This window comes from Sphingomonas sp. J315 (assembly GCF_024666595.1).
In the GTDB taxonomy this organism is placed as follows: Bacteria; Pseudomonadota; Alphaproteobacteria; order Sphingomonadales; family Sphingomonadaceae; genus Sphingomonas.
In genome coordinates this window covers 3,088,107-3,104,198 of the sequence record NZ_CP088296.1, presented here as the reverse complement: position 1 = coordinate 3,104,198, position 16,092 = coordinate 3,088,107, and the positions used below count along the sequence as shown (strand labels likewise).

Sequence of the window (16,092 nt, the reverse complement as noted above, 5' to 3'; positions counted from 1 at the left end):
AACGGCGCGGCGGAGCTTCACGGGACCTGCTGCTCCATATGCTGGGGCATCATGTTGCTGTTGAGGTGGTGCATGACCCACAGCGACCCGGCGAGCATGATGAAGATTACGATAATCGTGAAGACGAGCGAGGTCAGCGACCAGCCGCCCTCTGCCTTGGGCGTCATGTGCAGGAAGAAAATCATGTGGACGATGATCTGCGCCACCGCAAAGCCCATGATCACCGCAGCCGTCACCCCGGCGCTGAGCGGCATCGTCATCACCAGCCAGAACGGGATCGCGGTCAGGATCACCGACAGGACGAAACCGATCACATAATCGCGCAGCGTCGCGTGCGGCAGCTCGGCCACGGCGTGGTGCTCGTCATGGTGCGCGCTCATCGCAACATCCCCATCAGATAGACAAAGGTGAAGACGCCGATCCAGATGACGTCGAGGAAGTGCCAGAACATGCCGAGGCACGCGACCCGGCGCTGATTGGCGGGGATCAGCCCCTTGCGCCCCAGCTGGACCATCAGCGTCACCAGCCAGATCAGGCCGAAGGTGACGTGCAGGCCGTGGGTGCCGACCAGGGTGAAGAAGGCCGAGAGAAACGCGCTGCGCTGCGGCGTCGCGCCGAGTTCGATCAGGTGGTGGAACTCATAGAGTTCGATGCCCAGGAACGCCGCGCCGAACAGGCCGGTGACGGCCAGCCAGCCCTGCGTCGCGCGGACCTTGCCCAGCTGCATCGACAGCATCGCAAAGCCATAGGTGATCGACGAGAACAGCAGCATCGCGGTGTTGAGCGCGATCAGCTTCAGGTCGAACAGATCCTTCGGCCCCGGCCCCGCCGCGTAATTGCCGCCCAGCACCGCGTAGCAGGCGAACAGGATCGCGAAGATGAGACAGTCGCTCATCAGATAGATCCAGAAGCCCAGCATCGTGCTGTGCCCCTCGGGATGGGGATGCTCGTCCAGCTCGTAGAAGACGGGCGGTTCGTCGGTGGCGGTCACGGCGGTCATGCGGCGGCTCCGGCGGCCAGCTGGCGGGTGCGTGCGTCCTCAACCTCGGTGACGGTCGCCGCCGGGATATGGAAGTCGCGGTCATAGTTGAAGGTGTGGATGATCGCGGCCGCGAGCAACGCGACGAACATCGCGATGACCAGCCACCAGATATGCCACACCAGCGCAAAGCCCATCACCAGGCTGATCCCCGACAGGATCACCCCCGCTCCGGTCGGGCGCGGCATATGGATGTCGCGATAGCCATCGACCGGGCGGCCGGCATTGCGCTTCTTCATGTCGTACCAGGCGTCGAGGTCGTGGATGCGCGGGGTGAAGGCGAAATTATACTCTGGCGGGGGCGAGCTGGTCGCCCATTCGAGCGTGCGACCGTTCCACGGGTCGCCATCGACCTTCAGCTCCTCGCGCTTCCAGATGCTGACCGCGAACTGGACGAGCATCGCGAAGATGCCGACCGCAATTACCGCTGCGCCGATGCCGGCGATGACGAACCAGATCTGGTAGGACGGGTCGTCGAACACCCGCATCCGCCGCGTCACGCCCATCAGGCCGAGGATGTAGAGCGGCGCAAAGGCAAGCCAGAACCCCACGACCCAGCACCAGAAGGACACGAGGCCCCACTTCTTGTCGAGCTTGAACCCGAACGCCTTGGGCCACCAGTAATTGATCGCCGCGAACAGGCCGAACAGCACGCCGCCGATGATCACGTTGTGGAAATGCGCGATCAGGAACAGCGAATTATGCAGCACGAAGTCCGCAGGCGGCACCGCGAGCAGCACCCCGGTCATGCCGCCGATGACGAAGGTCAGCATGAAGGCGATGGTCCACATCATCGGCAGTTCGAAGCGGATGCGCCCGCGATACATGGTGAACAGCCAGTTGAAGAGCTTCGCTCCCGTCGGGATCGAGATCACCATGGTCGTGATGCCGAAGAAGCTGTTGACGCTCGCTCCCGACCCCATGGTGAAGAAGTGGTGGAGCCACACGACGTAGGACAGGATGGTGATGACCACCGTGGCATAGACCATCGAGGTATAGCCGAAGAGCCGCTTGCCCGAGAAGGTCGAGGTCACTTCGCTGAACACGCCGAACAGCGGGAGGATCAGGATGTACACCTCAGGGTGGCCCCAGATCCAGATCAGGTTCACGTACATCATCGACGATCCGCCGAAGTCGTTCGTGAAGAAGTTGGTGCCCGCGTAACGATCGAGCCCGAGCAGCGCGAGCACTGCGGTCAGCACCGGGAAGCTGGCGACGATCAGGATGTTCGCGCACAGCGACGTCCAGGTGAACACCGGCATCTTCATCAGCCCCATGCCCGGTGCGCGCAGCTTGAGGATGGTGACGATCAAGTTGATGCCGGACAGAGTCGTCCCGACCCCGGCTATCTGGAGCGACCATATGTAATAATCGACCCCGACATTGGGGCTGTAGGCGATCCCCGACAATGGCGGATAGGCGAGCCAGCCGGTCTGGGCATATTCGCCGACGAACAGCGACACCATGGTCAGCGCCGCGCCCGCCGCGGTCATCCAGAAGCTGAAATTGTTGAGGAACGGGAAGCTGACGTCGCGCGCGCCGATCTGCAGCGGGACGATATAGTTCATCAGGCCGGTGATGAACGGCATCGCCACGAAGAAGATCATGATCACGCCATGCGCGGTGAAGATCTGGTCGTAATGATGGGCGTTGAGATAGCCTTCGGACCCGCCGAACGCCATTGCCTGTTGCAACCGCATCATGATCGCATCGGCAAAGCCGCGCAGGAACATGATGAGGCCCAGGATCATGTACATGATCCCGATCTTCTTGTGATCCACACTGGTGAACCACTCTTTCCACAAATAACCCCATAGGCGATATTTGGTGAGCAGCGCCAGGACCGCGACGCCGCCGATCGCGACCACGGCGAAGGTGACGATCAGGATCGGTTCGTGCAGCGGGATCGAGTCGAGCGACAGGCGACCGAAGATCGGATCGACCGACGGGGCGGGATGCGCGGTGGGGTCGGACACGTTGGATCAGCTTTCGGGAAGGACGGGAATGGCGGACATCGCGGTGCGCGCTGGCGGCGTCGACTGGCGCACGCGCGAAAGGCCGGCACCGGTCAGCGGGGCGCTGTCCACCGGCTTGGGATCGGGGCCGGTCATCGGCACCATCGGCGTCGTGCAGACGGCGGCGACATAACGGGTATTGAGCGTCGGCAAGGTGCCGCGCGCGGCGAACTTGTCATAGGCAAGGTCGCGGACATTGTACGTACCCGCCAGCCCCAGCCCGCCCTTGGCGTCGATCGCCATCATGTCGTGCATGCACATCTTGCCCGGCTCGACGCACAGATTGACGACGCGGTCGAACAGGTTCGGCTCGACCTGCGCAAAGCGGCGCACCGGCTCCTTTTCGCTCGGCTTTTCGAGCTTGAGATAGGTCGCACTGTCGAGTGGCGTCGCCGTGCCTTTCACCTGCGCAACCCATGTGTCGAACGCGCCGCGTTCCAGGCTCTTGGCGGCAAAGCGCATGTTGGAGAAGCCCGCGCCCGAATAATTGGCGGAGAAGCCGATGAAATTGCCGGTCTGGTTGAAAATGCCGTGCAGCTTGGTCTCCATCCCCGGCATCGCATAAATCTGGCCGGCCAAAGCGGGGATGTAGAAGCTGTTCATCACCGAGGATGAGGCGATGCGGAAGCGGATCGGGCGATCCACCGGCGCGGCGAACTCGTTGACCGTCGCGATCCCCTGCTCGGGGTAGATGAACAGCCATTTCCAGTCGAGCGCGACGACCTGCACCTCCAGCGGCTTCTCGCGATCGGTGTCAGGTGCGCCCGGCGCCTTCGCCTCAGGCGCAGCGAGCGGGCGATAGGGGTCCAGCAGATGCGTGCCGACCCAGGTCAGCGCGCCGAGGCAGATGATGATCAGCAGCGGCGCGGCCCAGATCACCAGCTCCAGCTGGGTCGAATGGTCCCAGTCGGGGTCATAGGCCGCATCCGTGTTCGCCGCGCGGTACTTGAACGCAAAGAACACCGTCAGCGCCATCACCGGCACGATGATCAGCAGCATCAGCGCGGTCGAGATCATCACGAGATTGCCCTGCTGCCGCGCGACCTCCCCGGCAGGATCGAGCACGACCAGGCCGCAGCCGGAGAGAAGCGGCAACAGCGACAGCGCGATCAGGGGGTTGGAGGCGGACTCGGGACAGGTTCTGGGCCATGATCCGCCGCCTAGGCCCACCTGCCGGACCCGCCCATTGGACATTTTGTCCAATCCCCGCGCGCCCGATTATGGCGCAGGGCGTTGACGCTGCCGATAGTCCGACGACTGCGTGCACCGCTATGCAGGAAGACCGAATGACCGCCGAGACCGTGCCCACCACCGAAGCCGAACGCGACGCGCGGGCGGTCAACAGCGACGGCCCGCGCGACGGTCACAAGATCGCACCCGGCGAGATCGCGATCGGCGTGGTGATCGGGCGCACGTCCGAATTTTTCGACTTCTTCGTCTATGCCATCGCGTCGGTACTGGTGTTCCCGGCGCTCGTCTTTCCGTATCTCGACCCGTTGCAGGGCACGCTCTGGTCGTTCGCGATCTTCGCGCTGGCATTCGCCGCGCGGCCGGTCGGCACGCTGATCTTCACCGCAATCGACCGCGCCTATGGCCGTGGTGCCAAGCTCACCATCGCCTTGTTCCTGCTCGGCGGGTCGACTGCGGCAATCGCCTTCCTCCCCGGGTACGAAGCGATCGGCGTGGGATCGGCGCTGCTGCTCGCCTTGTTCCGCATGGGTCAGGGCGTCGCGCTCGGCGGATCGTGGGACGGGCTTGCCTCTTTGCTCGCGCTCAACGCGCCTGAGGGCAAGCGCGGCTGGTACGCAATGATCCCGCAGCTCGGCGCGCCGCTCGGCCTGATCGTTGCCAGCCTGCTGTTCATGTTCCTGATCGCGACCCTGCCCGCACAGGATTTCCTGTCCTGGGGCTGGCGCTACCCCTTCTTCGTCGCCTTCGCGATCAACGTGGTGGCCCTGTTCGCGCGTCTGCGCATCGTGGTGACACCCGAATATGCGACGCTGTTCGAGCGACGCGAGCTGCAGCCTGCGCCGATGACCGAGACGATCCGGTCGGAATGGCGCACGATCATCCTCGGCGCCTTCGCCCCGCTGGCGAGCTTTGCCATGTTCCACATGGTCACCGTGTTCCCGCTGTCCTGGGTGTTCCTCTACACCGAGGAATCGCCGGTGCGATTCCTCGCGATCGAGGCGGTCGCGGCGGCGCTGGGGGTCGGCGCGATCATCGCGTCGGGCTATCTTGCCGACCGGGTGGGCCGCCGCACCGTGCTCGCCGCAACTGCCGCCGCAATCGCCGCGTTCAGCGGCTTCGCACCGCAATTGCTCGAGATGGGCGAAGTCGGCGAGGCCGTGTTCATGCTGCTCGGATTCGTGCTGCTCGGCATCTCGTTCGGCCAGTCATCGGGCGCGCTTTCGGCGAGCTTTCAACAGCGCCACCGCTATACCGGGTCCGCGCTGACTTCCGACCTTGCCTGGCTGTTCGGTGCGGGCTTCGCGCCGCTCGCCGCGCTATGGTTGTCGGCAGAGTTCGGTCTGCTCGCGGCGGGCGCGTACCTGCTGTCGGGCGCGGTCGGTACGCTGGTCGCTCTCTGGCTCAACCGTGAGCTTGGACGAACGATCGACTGAGCGATTTCAGGCGGCGCGCACGGATCCCGGCGCGTCCCCATGCGTCGCGATCCACTGTGCGACGAGCGCCAGCCGCAACGGACAGGTGAACACCAGCCCGACCCTTTCGCCGCGCACCCAGCGGACATGCGCGCCGAGCACGCCGATCCCTTCGATATCGATCTCCACTCCCTGCCCCAGTTCGACGGGCAGGTCGGTCTCCACCTTCGCCCCGCCCTGCGACAGGTCGATCAGTGGAACGAGGTGCCACACCGCGCCGATCCGCAGCCGCGCGCGCATCGCGGTCGTCACCCGCGGACAGCGCGGCAACTGATCGGGCAGCAGCACATTGTGGCTGTGCAGATAGGTGTGAACGTCGATCGGATCGTTGAACGCGATTCCCGCCTGGCGCGCCTCTGCCCAGCGCACCACGCCGGTAATCGGATCGCACACCTTGGGCTCGACCCGCACGCGCAGGCCCGGTTCGATCGGCGCGTAGATTTCGAGCATCATCCCGCCCGGTCCGATATTGCGGATCAGGCAAAGATGTTGCGCGCCATCGCCGGTCAGCAGGCGCGCGACCTGAAACAAGGTGGTGATCCGCGCATCGGAGCGGCGATCGGCGCCGGTCGACAGCATCGTGTCAGATTGGTCATCAGCATCCACGGGCATTGCTCCCGCGAGCAGCCGTTTGCCGAAAGATAGAGTGCTCGCAGCTCCAGCTCCGGTCTCTCCGCCCCGACCGCTGGCTTACTCACAACGTTGCTAGCAAAGCGTCACCCGATCTGGATAACGCGGGATTAGGCGAAGTTGTGAGAGGCGCCGGTGCGCCGCACCCACGCGATCCGGCTTGACAACGCCGCGCAAACCTTCGATTTCGGCGCGCCTCGCGGGTGTAGCTCAATGGTAGAGCAGGAGCTTCCCAAGCATTCTGCACAGCTGCGCAAGCTTTCTCATAACGTCTCAAAATGCAAGTAAGTCAAAAACTTACGTGCATTTCGCCTTCTCATCTGGCACATTCTTTCTCGCTCCTACGCCTCACATTGCGGAGACAAATCGGAGACAGAACGTGCCAAATCTTCATCTGACGGACTTGTCGGTAAAAGCGCTCAAAGGGACGGATACAAACACTACCTTTTGGGACACGACGACGCCTGGTTTCGGCGTCCGGGTGGGCAAGCGATCAAAGACATGGACCGTGATGCGCGGGCGCACCCGCGAGCGCATCTCGATCGGCAAGTATGGCGACATGTCGCTCGCGGACGCACGGGCGGAAGCGAAGCGGCTTCTTGCAGCCCCCACGAGCGATCCCAAGCCAGTAAGCAAAAGCGTTAAGGACGCGCGCGACGAGTTCCTCACCGACCACTACGACCCCGCCTCAACGAGTAGCTGGGCGCACAAGGTCGAACTCATCCTCAAGAAGCACTTGAGGGGCATCGAACACAAGCAGGTCGCGGACGTTTCGGACGGCGACATCCGGCGCGTGCTCGACAAACTCGCATCGACGCCGAGCATGCAGCTTCACGTCTATCGGGTGGCGCGGACCTTCTTCACGTGGTGCACCCGCTCCCCGCACCGCTACATTCAACGCTCGCCGATGGAGGGGTACGCCCCGCCCGGCAAGGATCGCAAAGGTACGCGCGTCCTGACCGAAGACGAGCTGAGGTCCGTCTGGAACGCCGCAGGAACCGGCTCACGCCTCGTCATCCGCCTCATGATCCTCTGGGGGACGCGCAACGAGGAAACGTGCGTGCTGCGCCGTGATTGGGCGTCAGACGACGTACTCACCATCCCCGGCGCGCACACCAAGAACGGGCGCGATCACGGCATTCCGCTCTTGCCGCTTGCGCGATCCGTTCTCGCCGAACGTCCAAATGATGGCGATTTCTATTTCCCCGGTCGCCACACGAACAAGAAGGCCCTCAACCCGTCGAGCCTCAACCGCATGCTGGAGGAGATACAGGATGAGACGCAATCCAGTGGCTGGACGCTACGCGACATCCGCCGCACCTTCCGCTCGAACATGGCCCGCCTGCGCGTTCCGCGCGACGTTTGCGAAGTGCTCATCAACCACGCGCCGCCCGTCCTGGACGAGATATACGATCGGTATGACCGCCTGGACGAGAAGCGGGACGCGCTGGCGCGATACGAGAAGTTCATTGCTCGGCTCGTGTCTGCGTAGCTGGGTCGGAGGCTCGGAGCCGCTCGGGTTTTCCACAGGCGCGCGGCCTGCCTTCAGGGTACGCTGTGCGCAAGAACGCGGTCAGCGTCGGCTCCACACAACTCGCTCCCGTGACGTGGGGAGCGCCTGGACTGGCCGGGCGCTCCCGAATGTCACGGGAGACAATCATGGACGAGAAAGCAAAAAGCGAGACGATCAGACAGCTGAATGATCGGTTTCGCATGAGCGGTCCCAAAGCCGGGTATTGGCTGATTTCGGTGGGCGTCCAAAGTCTCGGAGAGGCGGCGGTCGTGCTGGCGATCCAACGGACTGCGCAGTTTGACGCCTTCACACCCAACAACGATCCTCATGGCGAACACGACTTTGGTTCGTTCACACTGGCCGGACACAAGCTCTACTGGAAAATCGACTATTAGGGTCGGGACCCATAAACGGGATTCCCTTGGCGGCTGGGATGTGATTCATGCGCTGCGCCAGCAGGAGCGTGGATTTGAGCGAGTTTTGGTTGAGTGAAGCCCAGTTCGAGCGGCTGCGTCCGCTGCTGCCGGACAAGGTGCGCGGTGTGGCGCGGGTCGATGATCGGCGGGTGATCAGCGGCATCATTCATGTGGTGAAGTCGGGCGGGCGCTGGGTCGACGCGCCGGCCTGCTACGGGCCGAGGAAGACGCTCTACAACCGGTTCGTGCGCTGGGCGGCAAAGGGTGTGTGGCAGGAGCTGTTCGTCACGCTCGCGGCAGCAGGCGGGCCGCCCGCCGAGGTCCTGATCGACAGCACGCATATGAAGGCGCACCGCTCCGCGGGCGGTGGAAAAGGGGGGCGCTCGTCCAGGCGATCGGGATCAGCCGGGGCGGCCGCAACAGCAAGCTCCACGCGCTCACCGACGGCGAAGGTCGGCCGCTCCGCTTCCTGCTGACCGGTGGCCAGGTCGCCGACTGCCGCGCAGCCGATGTGTTGCTCGATGATCTCGCGCCGCGCACCATCGTGCTCGCGGACAAGGCTTACGACAGCAATGCGATCCGCGACCTGATCGAGCGGCAGGGTGCCGTTCCGAACATCCCCTCCAAGACGAACCGCCGCTGGAAAAGCTGCTTCTCCAAGACGCTCTACAAGGGCCGCAACGCCGTCGAGCGCATGTTCTGCCGCCTCAAGGATTATCGCCGCATCGCCACCCGCTACGACAAGCTCGCCACCAACTTCCTCAGCGCCATCTACCTCGCCGCAGCCGTCACATGGTGGTTATGAGTCCCGACCCTACGACCTTCGTTTGAAGTTCGGTTCCCCCGATCCTGCGAACGAACAGATCACCCGCCGGGTGATGACAATCTTACTGGCCTCAGAATACTGAGGCCAGCTTTTCTATCGGCAACTGCCACTCGCCCGTTCGTGGAACTTCGTGATACGTTCTGCCCGCTTAGGCGCAAACCTGAGCGTCGCGACGCTCCCACACGGGAGTTAGCGACAATGAGACTGCTATCGAAGAAGGACGTTCGCGATCGGGTTCTCTACAGTCCCGCTCATATCGCTCGCCTCGAAGCCGCCGGACAATTCCCCAAGCGGGTGCGTATTGGTGTCGGACGGGTCGGGTGGGTTGAAACGGAAATAGAGGACTGGCTTCGCGCGCGCATCGCCCGACGCGAGGCATCCGGCTCCTGACGGAGCTACTAAGGGTCGGCGGTGCTCCGCCGACCCATTTTAATGCGACCCGTAGACACAAAACTCTAAAGATCGATCGCCAGAAAATGTGGCCATTCATTATTCGGACAAACGCCCGAAGAGCAGTTACGGACTGAATATTGTTCGCAGCCCTTAGAGCCTTTCTACGAAACGATTGGACTTGTTATCATAGCAGAACGCTGGGTCAGGATCATGAGTTATTAAATCTCTTTCAATTGAGAATATGACGATGCAGGATTTTTCAACTCCTCGAAATAAAAACCCTCGAATATTATCAGGATCATTGCCGTGCAATCGCTTGTGTTCTTCCGGAGATAGACGCGAAATTGCATCATCGAAAAACGGATTACCCTTCCTCTCATAGTCAGGCCCATCCGAACTCGAGCACCCAGATGTCAAAAAAATCATTCCAATCGAAAAGTAAGGAGCAATTTTTTGCAGGCGCAAGATGTTTATAAATTTGGAATTGCGCAAAACATTTCTCCGCTTTTGTTGACTGCAACGACAGTCCATCCATTTCTGGACAAGGAAAGATCTGATCCACGTCCGTAGCTCAACCCTCGACTTGATGTTGGGTGGGTATGAAACTGAATTTCGCGATAGTATATCCCACTCATTAGTGACGAAAAATGGCTCTGCACTTTCGTCTGATCGCTCCCTCCTTCATAGACGGATGTCACGCCGCGGCCTCCGAGAATTGACCGACCGTACTCAAATGCGTGCTCATTACCCGTTGAGACTGTTCGACTTTGGGCATCGCGTAACGCTGATTGAACTGAGGGATTCTGAAGAGCAGCTTGAATAGCTGGATGGGAACAGGCGTCAGACTGACGGTCGGCAAATTCATCCGGTGTCGGGAGCCGAATTTGCGGCCCAGGCGCAGCGCCTCCTCCCCCGCCCCCGCCCCTGCCACCGCTTGACGCGTATCCAGCGCTGCCACTGCCATCTTCGATACGGCATACAGTGACCAACTGCTCCGTAACGAAAAGAGTGCCTGCATCTTCAGGCCCTGTCCCCGGAATCCAACCAGACCGTGCTTCGGTCGTATCGAAGCAGACACGAGCAAGACCATTCGGATCAACAAAATTAACCGGGTCCGCGCCAACATAGGCATAGAGGTTCATCCCATCGCCATAGCCGATGGGATCGGTCTGCATGAACCGGCCAAGCGTGGGCGAGTACATGCGAGCCTTATAATAGGCGATGCCCAGTTCGGGTAGCCAAGCCTGGCCGGTATAGCCGAACCGCCCCACGTCGCTGCCCGATGGGATGCCATATTCGTCATAGGCCCGGATCGCGGTGGCTGCCCCGCTGGCGTCGGTGCGGGCGATGATGCTGCCGCGTTCGTCGGCGATCAGCCAGTTGCGATTGCCCGCGCCGTCATAGGACACCAGCGCCTCGTCGGTGCCGGGACCAAACACATGGCGGGCTTGCAGGACGTTGCTGGTGTTGTACTCGGCGACGATATTCCCGCCGTCATAGGCGAACCGGCGACCGGCGCTGCTTTCATAAAGCCGCAACATCGGATCGTAAGTCAGCGTCACGCTACCGGGACCGGTCAGCAACAGATTCTCGCTGCTGTAGGTGTAGCTGTCGCTGCCCGAACTGGTCAGGTTACCCTTGGAGTCATAGCCGAACGACGTGCCGCCCGCGCTGGTGTACTGATTGAGGCCGTTTACCGCATAATTGCGGTCCACATTGGCGGCACCCGTCCAGCCATAGGCGTCGTTGTTCCGCACGAACCCTGCAATCTGGCTGGCAGGATTGTGGCTGAACGTGGTCGTCACGTCATTGCCGCTGCTCGCCAGATCATGCGCCAGTGAGTTCATCCGCGATACGGCGTCATAGCCATAGCTGGTGACCACGCCGTTGCCCCGCGTCAGGGTCGTGCGACGGCCCAGATCGTCATAGGCATAGGTCGCCAGCACACCCGCGCCGGAGCTTGCGCCATTCTCGCGGATATGCGTGACCTCACCCGTCACCAGACGGTCGTAATCAACATAGAAGCTGTCGGGCCATGTCGTGCGCGTGCGGTTGCCCGCAAGGTCATACTGATAGGCTACCGTCCCTTGCGGTCCCGCCTGACTGATGTTGCGCCCCAACGCATCATAGCCGAACGTCAGCGCGTTGCCGGTCTGGCTCGCTCCGGTCAGGTGGCCGACCAGATCATAGCTGTAGGTCACATCCGGCTCGCTCGACGGCAAATCCTTCGCTGTCACCCGGCTCAGATCGTCATAGCTGTAGCCGATGCTGTTGCCGTCTCGCAGCCGTCGGCTGGTGACGTTCGACCCGGCATCATAGGTCAGTTCCTCATAGTCGGTCGTGGAACTGGTTCCCGCGCTCGACGGGTCGGGATAGCGGGTCTTCTTGAGGCGATCGTGACCGTCATATTCATAGGTCGTCTTGTTACCTTCGCCATCGATGGCCGTGAACGTCTGACCATTGTCGGTATAGGCGACGGTCACCTCGTCCGCTTCCGCGCCCGTGCCATAGCCGGTCTGCACCTTGCTGACCCGACCCGCCGCGTCATAGCTCGTCTTCGCGATCCGGTCGGGACCGTGCGAACCGGTCGTGCCGAGCGTACACGTCCCCGGCAACGACCCCCAGGTCGCGCTGTTCATCCGCTGCGTCGTGCATTCCAGACGGCCCACCGCGTCATAGCCATATTGCGTGACCGCATAATCGGTGCTCGACGCCGACAGCACATCCTTCGTCTTGCGACCACCATCCCAACTGGTCGTCAGCTTCTCCGCCGTGCTGAATGCGGCCCATGCCGTATCATCCGTCCCCGTCACGGTGCCGCGTGCGGTTTCGGTGACGCGGCCTGCAATATCGCGCACGAGCTTCAACGCCCGGCGCTTGAGCGAACCGCCGCCATCGGGGTCTGCCGAAATCGAACCGACCGCCCGTCGCGCCGCATCATAGCGGAAGGTGGTTGTGTCCGCCGTCCCCGACAACGGACCATCGACGGTCAGCACGTCGCCCAGCGGACTATAGGTCGCCGCCGTCACCGCCGTCAGCGAGTTGTCACCCGCGCCGCGCGTCACGCTGGTGACGTTGCGATTAGCATTATAGGCGATCGTAGTCTTGCTCTCGTCGGGGGTGCCTACGCATCCCGGTGCGGTGTTGGTGCGGCAGGTCGAGACCTCTGTCAGCAGATATTCGCCATTGGTCAGAGAATAGGTATAGCGCGTCTGCGGGCGCGTACCGGACCCGCCCGGTGCAGGGCCGGTAACAGTCAACACGCCGCCATGCGTCGAATCATAGGTGTAATCGGTCACCTTGCCGCGTGCGTCGGTCGTACTGGTCGGCAGGTTGCAGGTCACGGGGTTGCTGCATGTCGAAGCATAGCTTGCCGACGTGACGATATCCGACAGGCCCGAACCCGGCTTCGCTTTCTGGGTCACCGTGGTCGCATTGCCTCGACCGTCCAGTGTGTACTCGACATAATCGCCTTCCGGGTTGGTAACGCGGGTCAGGCGACCATTGCCATCATAGGTGTAGCTGGTCGTCTTGCTCGCGCCGTTCGTGACGGATGTCGGTCGCATCTTCGTCAGATCGGACACCACCGTCGTGGTCTGGCTAGGGTCGGGACCCATAAACGGGATTCCCTTGGCGGCTGGGATGTGATTCATGCGCTGCGCCAGCAGGAGCGTGGATTTGAGCGAGTTTTGGTTGAGTGAAGCCCAGTTCGAGCGGCTGCGTCCGCTGCTGCCGGACAAGGTGCGCGGTGTGGCGCGGGTCGATGATCGGCGGGTGATCAGCGGCATCATTCATGTGGTGAAGTCGGGCGGGCGCTGGGTCGACGCGCCGGCCTGCTACGGGCCGAGGAAGACGCTCTACAACCGGTTCGTGCGCTGGGCGGCAAAGGGTGTGTGGCAGGAGCTGTTCGTCACGCTCGCGGCAGCAGGCGGGCCGCCCGCCGAGGTCCTGATCGACAGCACGCATATGAAGGCGCACCGCTCCGCGGGCGGTGGAAAAGGGGGGCGCTCGTCCAGGCGATCGGGATCAGCCGGGGCGGCCGCAACAGCAAGCTCCACGCGCTCACCGACGGCGAAGGTCGGCCGCTCCGCTTCCTGCTGACCGGTGGCCAGGTCGCCGACTGCCGCGCAGCCGATGTGTTGCTCGATGATCTCGCGCCGCGCACCATCGTGCTCGCGGACAAGGCTTACGACAGCAATGCGATCCGCGACCTGATCGAGCGGCAGGGTGCCGTTCCGAACATCCCCTCCAAGACGAACCGCCGCTGGAAAAGCTGCTTCTCCAAGACGCTCTACAAGGGCCGCAACGCCGTCGAGCGCATGTTCTGCCGCCTCAAGGATTATCGCCGCATCGCCACCCGCTACGACAAGCTCGCCACCAACTTCCTCAGCGCCATCTACCTCGCCGCAGCCGTCACATGGTGGTTATGAGTCCCGACCCTAGAATCTCGTAGTTAATCTTTATCTTTTCTAGGTTGAACATATTGCGACCGTGGCAAGCCCTATCGGTGGATACCTGGCTGGTATAATCGTATCGAGATTACCATATGCTGTCGTTTTTTGCGAGTCTAGCTCTGCTCGGGGGTGGCATTCGCGCCTGCGAGCCTCAAGACCGCAGCTTGATGTTTGCAAGCGATGGGGCAGCTTCCGCTTCATCATACGCCCCTCGTAGATGAGGTCAGGAATGCTCTGCTAAAGCGCTCCACCCGAAGGGGTTGATCGACAAGCCTCGTTAGGCGAAGCGCCGCAGCCAGCAACCGAGGGCTCCGCCCTCGGTCCTCCACATTCGTTCCGGCCCTGCGGGTGCAAGCTGCCGCGCCCCGCCTTTCCAGTCGCTCTTGCCGCCCACCCCTTCCGGGTCGGTGCGCATCTAGGAGTGACTGCAATGGAACTGACCCATCTCAATCTCGACCAGTTGTCAGTGTCGAAGCTCAACATGCGATATGGCGCGAAGGCACCCGATGTCTCCGACCTCCTGCCCTTGGTGCGAGCGAGGGGCATCCTAGTCCCGCTTCTGGTACGCCCCAATGGCAGCGAGAAGACGTTCGAGATCGTCGCCGGTCGCCGTCGCTTTTTCGCGGCACGGGCACTCGCTGCCGAGGGCTTACCCCTCGGAGCCCTGCCGTGCGCGATCCTTGACGAGGGCGATGATGCCGACGCGCTTGAGGCATCCCTCATTGAAAACGTCGCCCGGCAGGACGCGGACGAAGTGAGCCAATGGATGAGCTTCGTCCGGCTCGTGAAAGCCGGGAGAAGCGTCGAGGACATCGCGCTCACCTTCGGCATCACCGGGCAGCAGGTGAAGCGGGTTCTGGCGCTCGGGAACCTTCTGCCCGCCATCCGCTCCCTTTATCGCAAGGGAGAGATCGACCCTGCAACCGTGCGTCACCTCACCCTCGCCTCCCGCGCTCGCCAGCAAGAATGGCTCTCCCTCTGGCGTGACCCGGATGGCCGCGCCCCTATCGGAAGCAACCTTAGGCACTGGCTATGCGGCGGGCAGTCGATCCCGACCAAGTCGGCGATCTTCCCGCTCGACACCTATCCCGGCGATATCATCTCCGACCTGTTCGGCGACGACCGCTACTTCGCCGATAGCGAACTGTTCTGGGAGCATCAGACGCGCGCAGTCGATGCGCTGGCAGCCGCATACCGCGAGCAGGGCTGGGAGAGCGTGCATGTCCTGCCCGAAACGTCATATTTCGAGCGGTGGGAATATGTGCGCGCGGACCAGAGCGAGGGCGGCGGCGTGTACATCATGGTCTCGCGTTCGGGTGAGGTCGAGACGCACGAAGGCTGGAAGCCCCGCAAGGCAGAGCGCGCCGACCGAGAAAAGGGAAGTCCAGCGGAGCGCCCCGAACTCTCCGCCCCGCTGCGCAACTATGTCGATCTCCACCGTCACGCCGTGATTAGGGCCGAGTTGGTCAAACGGCCCGACCTCACCCTCCGGCTCATCGTCGCGCACATGGTGTGCGGGTCGGGCCTGTGGAAGGTCGAGGCCGATCCGCTCCAGACCCGCAAGGCGGAGATCGCACAGAGCGTGGCGGAGGCTCCCGCTTCAGAGCAGGTTCGCCGTGCGCTCAGCGACGCGTGTTCGCTGTTGGGGGAGGACGATGGCGAAAGCGTGATCGGATGCGGCCGATACGGGGAACTGGCCGCGACATTCTCCGCGCTCACGGTGCTGACCGACGATGCCGTACTTCAGCTCGCGACCGCGGCGATGGCCGAGAGCCTGGAGGCTGGACATGAACTGATCGACGTTCTCGGCGCACATATTGCAATCGACCTTTCGGGAGACTGGCAGCCGGACGGTGCCTTCTTCGACCTGTTGCGCAATCGCGCTGTGGTCGAGGCGATGGTCGAGGAAGTGGCAGGCGGGGAAGCCCGCCGCGCGAATGCAGGCACCACGCTCAAACTCCAGAAGGCCATCATCCGCGACTGCCTCGAAGGCCGAAACGGACGGCAGAAGGTCGAAGGCTGGGTTCCGCGATGGCTCAAGTTCCCGCAAGGGAGCTACACCCCACCCGCATCGGCAGAGTGACTATCGAAGGGAGCGGCCACCCCGCTCCCTTCACATCCCCCAAGTCCCTCAACTCCCCAA

The 16,092-nt window shown here is 62.6% G+C and carries 14 protein-coding genes; 8 read left to right on the top strand and 6 right to left on the bottom strand.

The features are described from left to right. Positions 1–17: 17 nt before the first annotated feature. Genes cyoD through cyoA form a run of 4 tightly spaced genes read right to left on the bottom strand, consistent with a single transcriptional unit; the run spans position 18 to position 4,167 of the window. Complete coding sequence (cyoD, locus tag LRS08_RS15750; protein WP_257842802.1) at positions 18–380, bottom strand: cytochrome o ubiquinol oxidase subunit IV; 363 nt, start codon at positions 378–380, stop codon at positions 18–20. Beyond that, positions 377–1,000: a cytochrome o ubiquinol oxidase subunit III gene (gene cyoC, locus LRS08_RS15745; protein WP_257842803.1), complete on the bottom strand. Its 624-nt coding sequence runs from the start codon at positions 998–1,000 to the stop codon at positions 377–379. The genes cyoD and cyoC overlap by 4 nt, the downstream gene beginning before the upstream one ends. After that, the gene (cyoB, locus tag LRS08_RS15740) at positions 997–3,015 is read right to left on the bottom strand and encodes a cytochrome o ubiquinol oxidase subunit I (protein ID WP_260480936.1); all 2,019 of its coding nucleotides are present in this window, start codon (positions 3,013–3,015) and stop codon (positions 997–999) included. Before cyoB ends, cyoC begins: the two co-directional genes overlap by 4 nt. A gap of 6 nt (positions 3,016–3,021) precedes the next feature. Further along, on the bottom strand, positions 3,022–4,167 hold the full coding sequence (gene cyoA, locus LRS08_RS15735) for a ubiquinol oxidase subunit II (protein WP_260481691.1): 1,146 nt from the start codon (positions 4,165–4,167) through the stop codon (positions 3,022–3,024). Positions 4,168–4,340: 173 nt separating this feature from the next. Between cyoA and LRS08_RS15730 the strand changes: the two genes are divergently transcribed. Continuing rightward, on the top strand, positions 4,341–5,678 hold the full coding sequence (locus LRS08_RS15730; protein ID WP_257842805.1) for an MFS transporter: 1,338 nt from the start codon (positions 4,341–4,343) through the stop codon (positions 5,676–5,678). 6 nt (positions 5,679–5,684) lie between these two features. Here LRS08_RS15730 and LRS08_RS15725 read toward each other — a convergent pair whose 3' ends face one another. Next, entirely contained in the window at positions 5,685–6,323 is a 639-nt protein-coding gene (locus LRS08_RS15725; RefSeq protein WP_257842806.1) for a PilZ domain-containing protein, read from the bottom strand. A gap of 403 nt (positions 6,324–6,726) precedes the next feature. Here LRS08_RS15725 and LRS08_RS15720 point away from each other — a divergent pair, with 403 nt between their 5' ends. The 5 genes from LRS08_RS15720 to LRS08_RS15700 all read left to right on the top strand — a co-directional run bounded on the left by LRS08_RS15720 (position 6,727) and on the right by LRS08_RS15700 (position 9,492). Then, positions 6,727–7,839, top strand: a complete 1,113-nt coding sequence (locus LRS08_RS15720; RefSeq protein ID WP_257842807.1) for a site-specific integrase — start codon at positions 6,727–6,729, stop codon at positions 7,837–7,839. Between the two features lie 167 nt (positions 7,840–8,006). Continuing rightward, positions 8,007–8,255 (top strand): DUF3768 domain-containing protein, encoded by a 249-nt coding sequence (locus tag LRS08_RS15715; protein WP_257842808.1) that lies wholly within the window; start codon positions 8,007–8,009, stop codon positions 8,253–8,255. 47 nt (positions 8,256–8,302) lie between these two features. Next, positions 8,303–9,081, top strand: a protein-coding gene (locus LRS08_RS15710; RefSeq protein WP_374580061.1) for an IS5 family transposase whose coding sequence is annotated in 2 segments (ribosomal slippage) — positions 8,303–8,660 and positions 8,660–9,081 — 780 coding nt in all. Because the reading frame shifts where the segments join, the coding sequence is not laid out codon by codon here. A gap of 22 nt (positions 9,082–9,103) precedes the next feature. Further along, a complete protein-coding gene (locus LRS08_RS15705) occupies positions 9,104–9,184 on the top strand; it encodes a DUF3768 domain-containing protein (protein ID WP_260481690.1) in 81 nt (26 codons plus the stop codon). A gap of 116 nt (positions 9,185–9,300) precedes the next feature. After that, positions 9,301–9,492 (top strand): helix-turn-helix transcriptional regulator, encoded by a 192-nt coding sequence (locus LRS08_RS15700; RefSeq protein WP_257842810.1) that lies wholly within the window; start codon positions 9,301–9,303, stop codon positions 9,490–9,492. A 473-nt stretch (positions 9,493–9,965) separates the two neighbouring features. Here LRS08_RS15700 and LRS08_RS15695 read toward each other — a convergent pair whose 3' ends face one another. After that, entirely contained in the window at positions 9,966–13,112 is a 3,147-nt protein-coding gene (locus LRS08_RS15695) for an RHS repeat-associated core domain-containing protein (RefSeq protein WP_257842811.1), read from the bottom strand. Positions 13,113–13,146: 34 nt separating this feature from the next. Between LRS08_RS15695 and LRS08_RS15690 the strand changes: the two genes are divergently transcribed. Further along, a protein-coding gene (locus LRS08_RS15690) for an IS5 family transposase (RefSeq protein ID WP_374580061.1) occupies positions 13,147–13,925 on the top strand; the annotation gives its coding sequence in 2 pieces (ribosomal slippage) (positions 13,147–13,504 and positions 13,504–13,925; 780 coding nt in all). Positions 13,926–14,379: 454 nt separating this feature from the next. Beyond that, positions 14,380–16,032, top strand: coding sequence for a ParB N-terminal domain-containing protein (locus tag LRS08_RS15685; RefSeq protein WP_257842812.1), 1,653 nt, complete (start codon positions 14,380–14,382; stop codon positions 16,030–16,032). Positions 16,033–16,092: the final 60 nt, after the last annotated feature.

Excerpts from the sequence above, each read along its gene's own strand:
- cyoD (WP_257842802.1), bottom strand. The coding sequence starts at position 380 with ATGAGCGCGCACCATGACGAGCACCACGCCGTGGCCGAGCTGCCGCAC.
- cyoC (WP_257842803.1), bottom strand. The coding sequence starts at position 1,000 with ATGACCGCCGTGACCGCCACCGACGAACCGCCCGTCTTCTACGAGCTG.
- LRS08_RS15730 (WP_257842805.1), top strand. The coding sequence starts at position 4,341 with ATGACCGCCGAGACCGTGCCCACCACCGAAGCCGAACGCGACGCGCGG.
- LRS08_RS15715 (WP_257842808.1), top strand. The coding sequence starts at position 8,007 with ATGGACGAGAAAGCAAAAAGCGAGACGATCAGACAGCTGAATGATCGG.
- LRS08_RS15700 (WP_257842810.1), top strand. The coding sequence starts at position 9,301 with ATGAGACTGCTATCGAAGAAGGACGTTCGCGATCGGGTTCTCTACAGT.
- LRS08_RS15695 (WP_257842811.1), bottom strand. The coding sequence starts at position 13,112 with ATGGGTCCCGACCCTAGCCAGACCACGACGGTGGTGTCCGATCTGACG.
- LRS08_RS15685 (WP_257842812.1), top strand. The coding sequence starts at position 14,380 with ATGGAACTGACCCATCTCAATCTCGACCAGTTGTCAGTGTCGAAGCTC.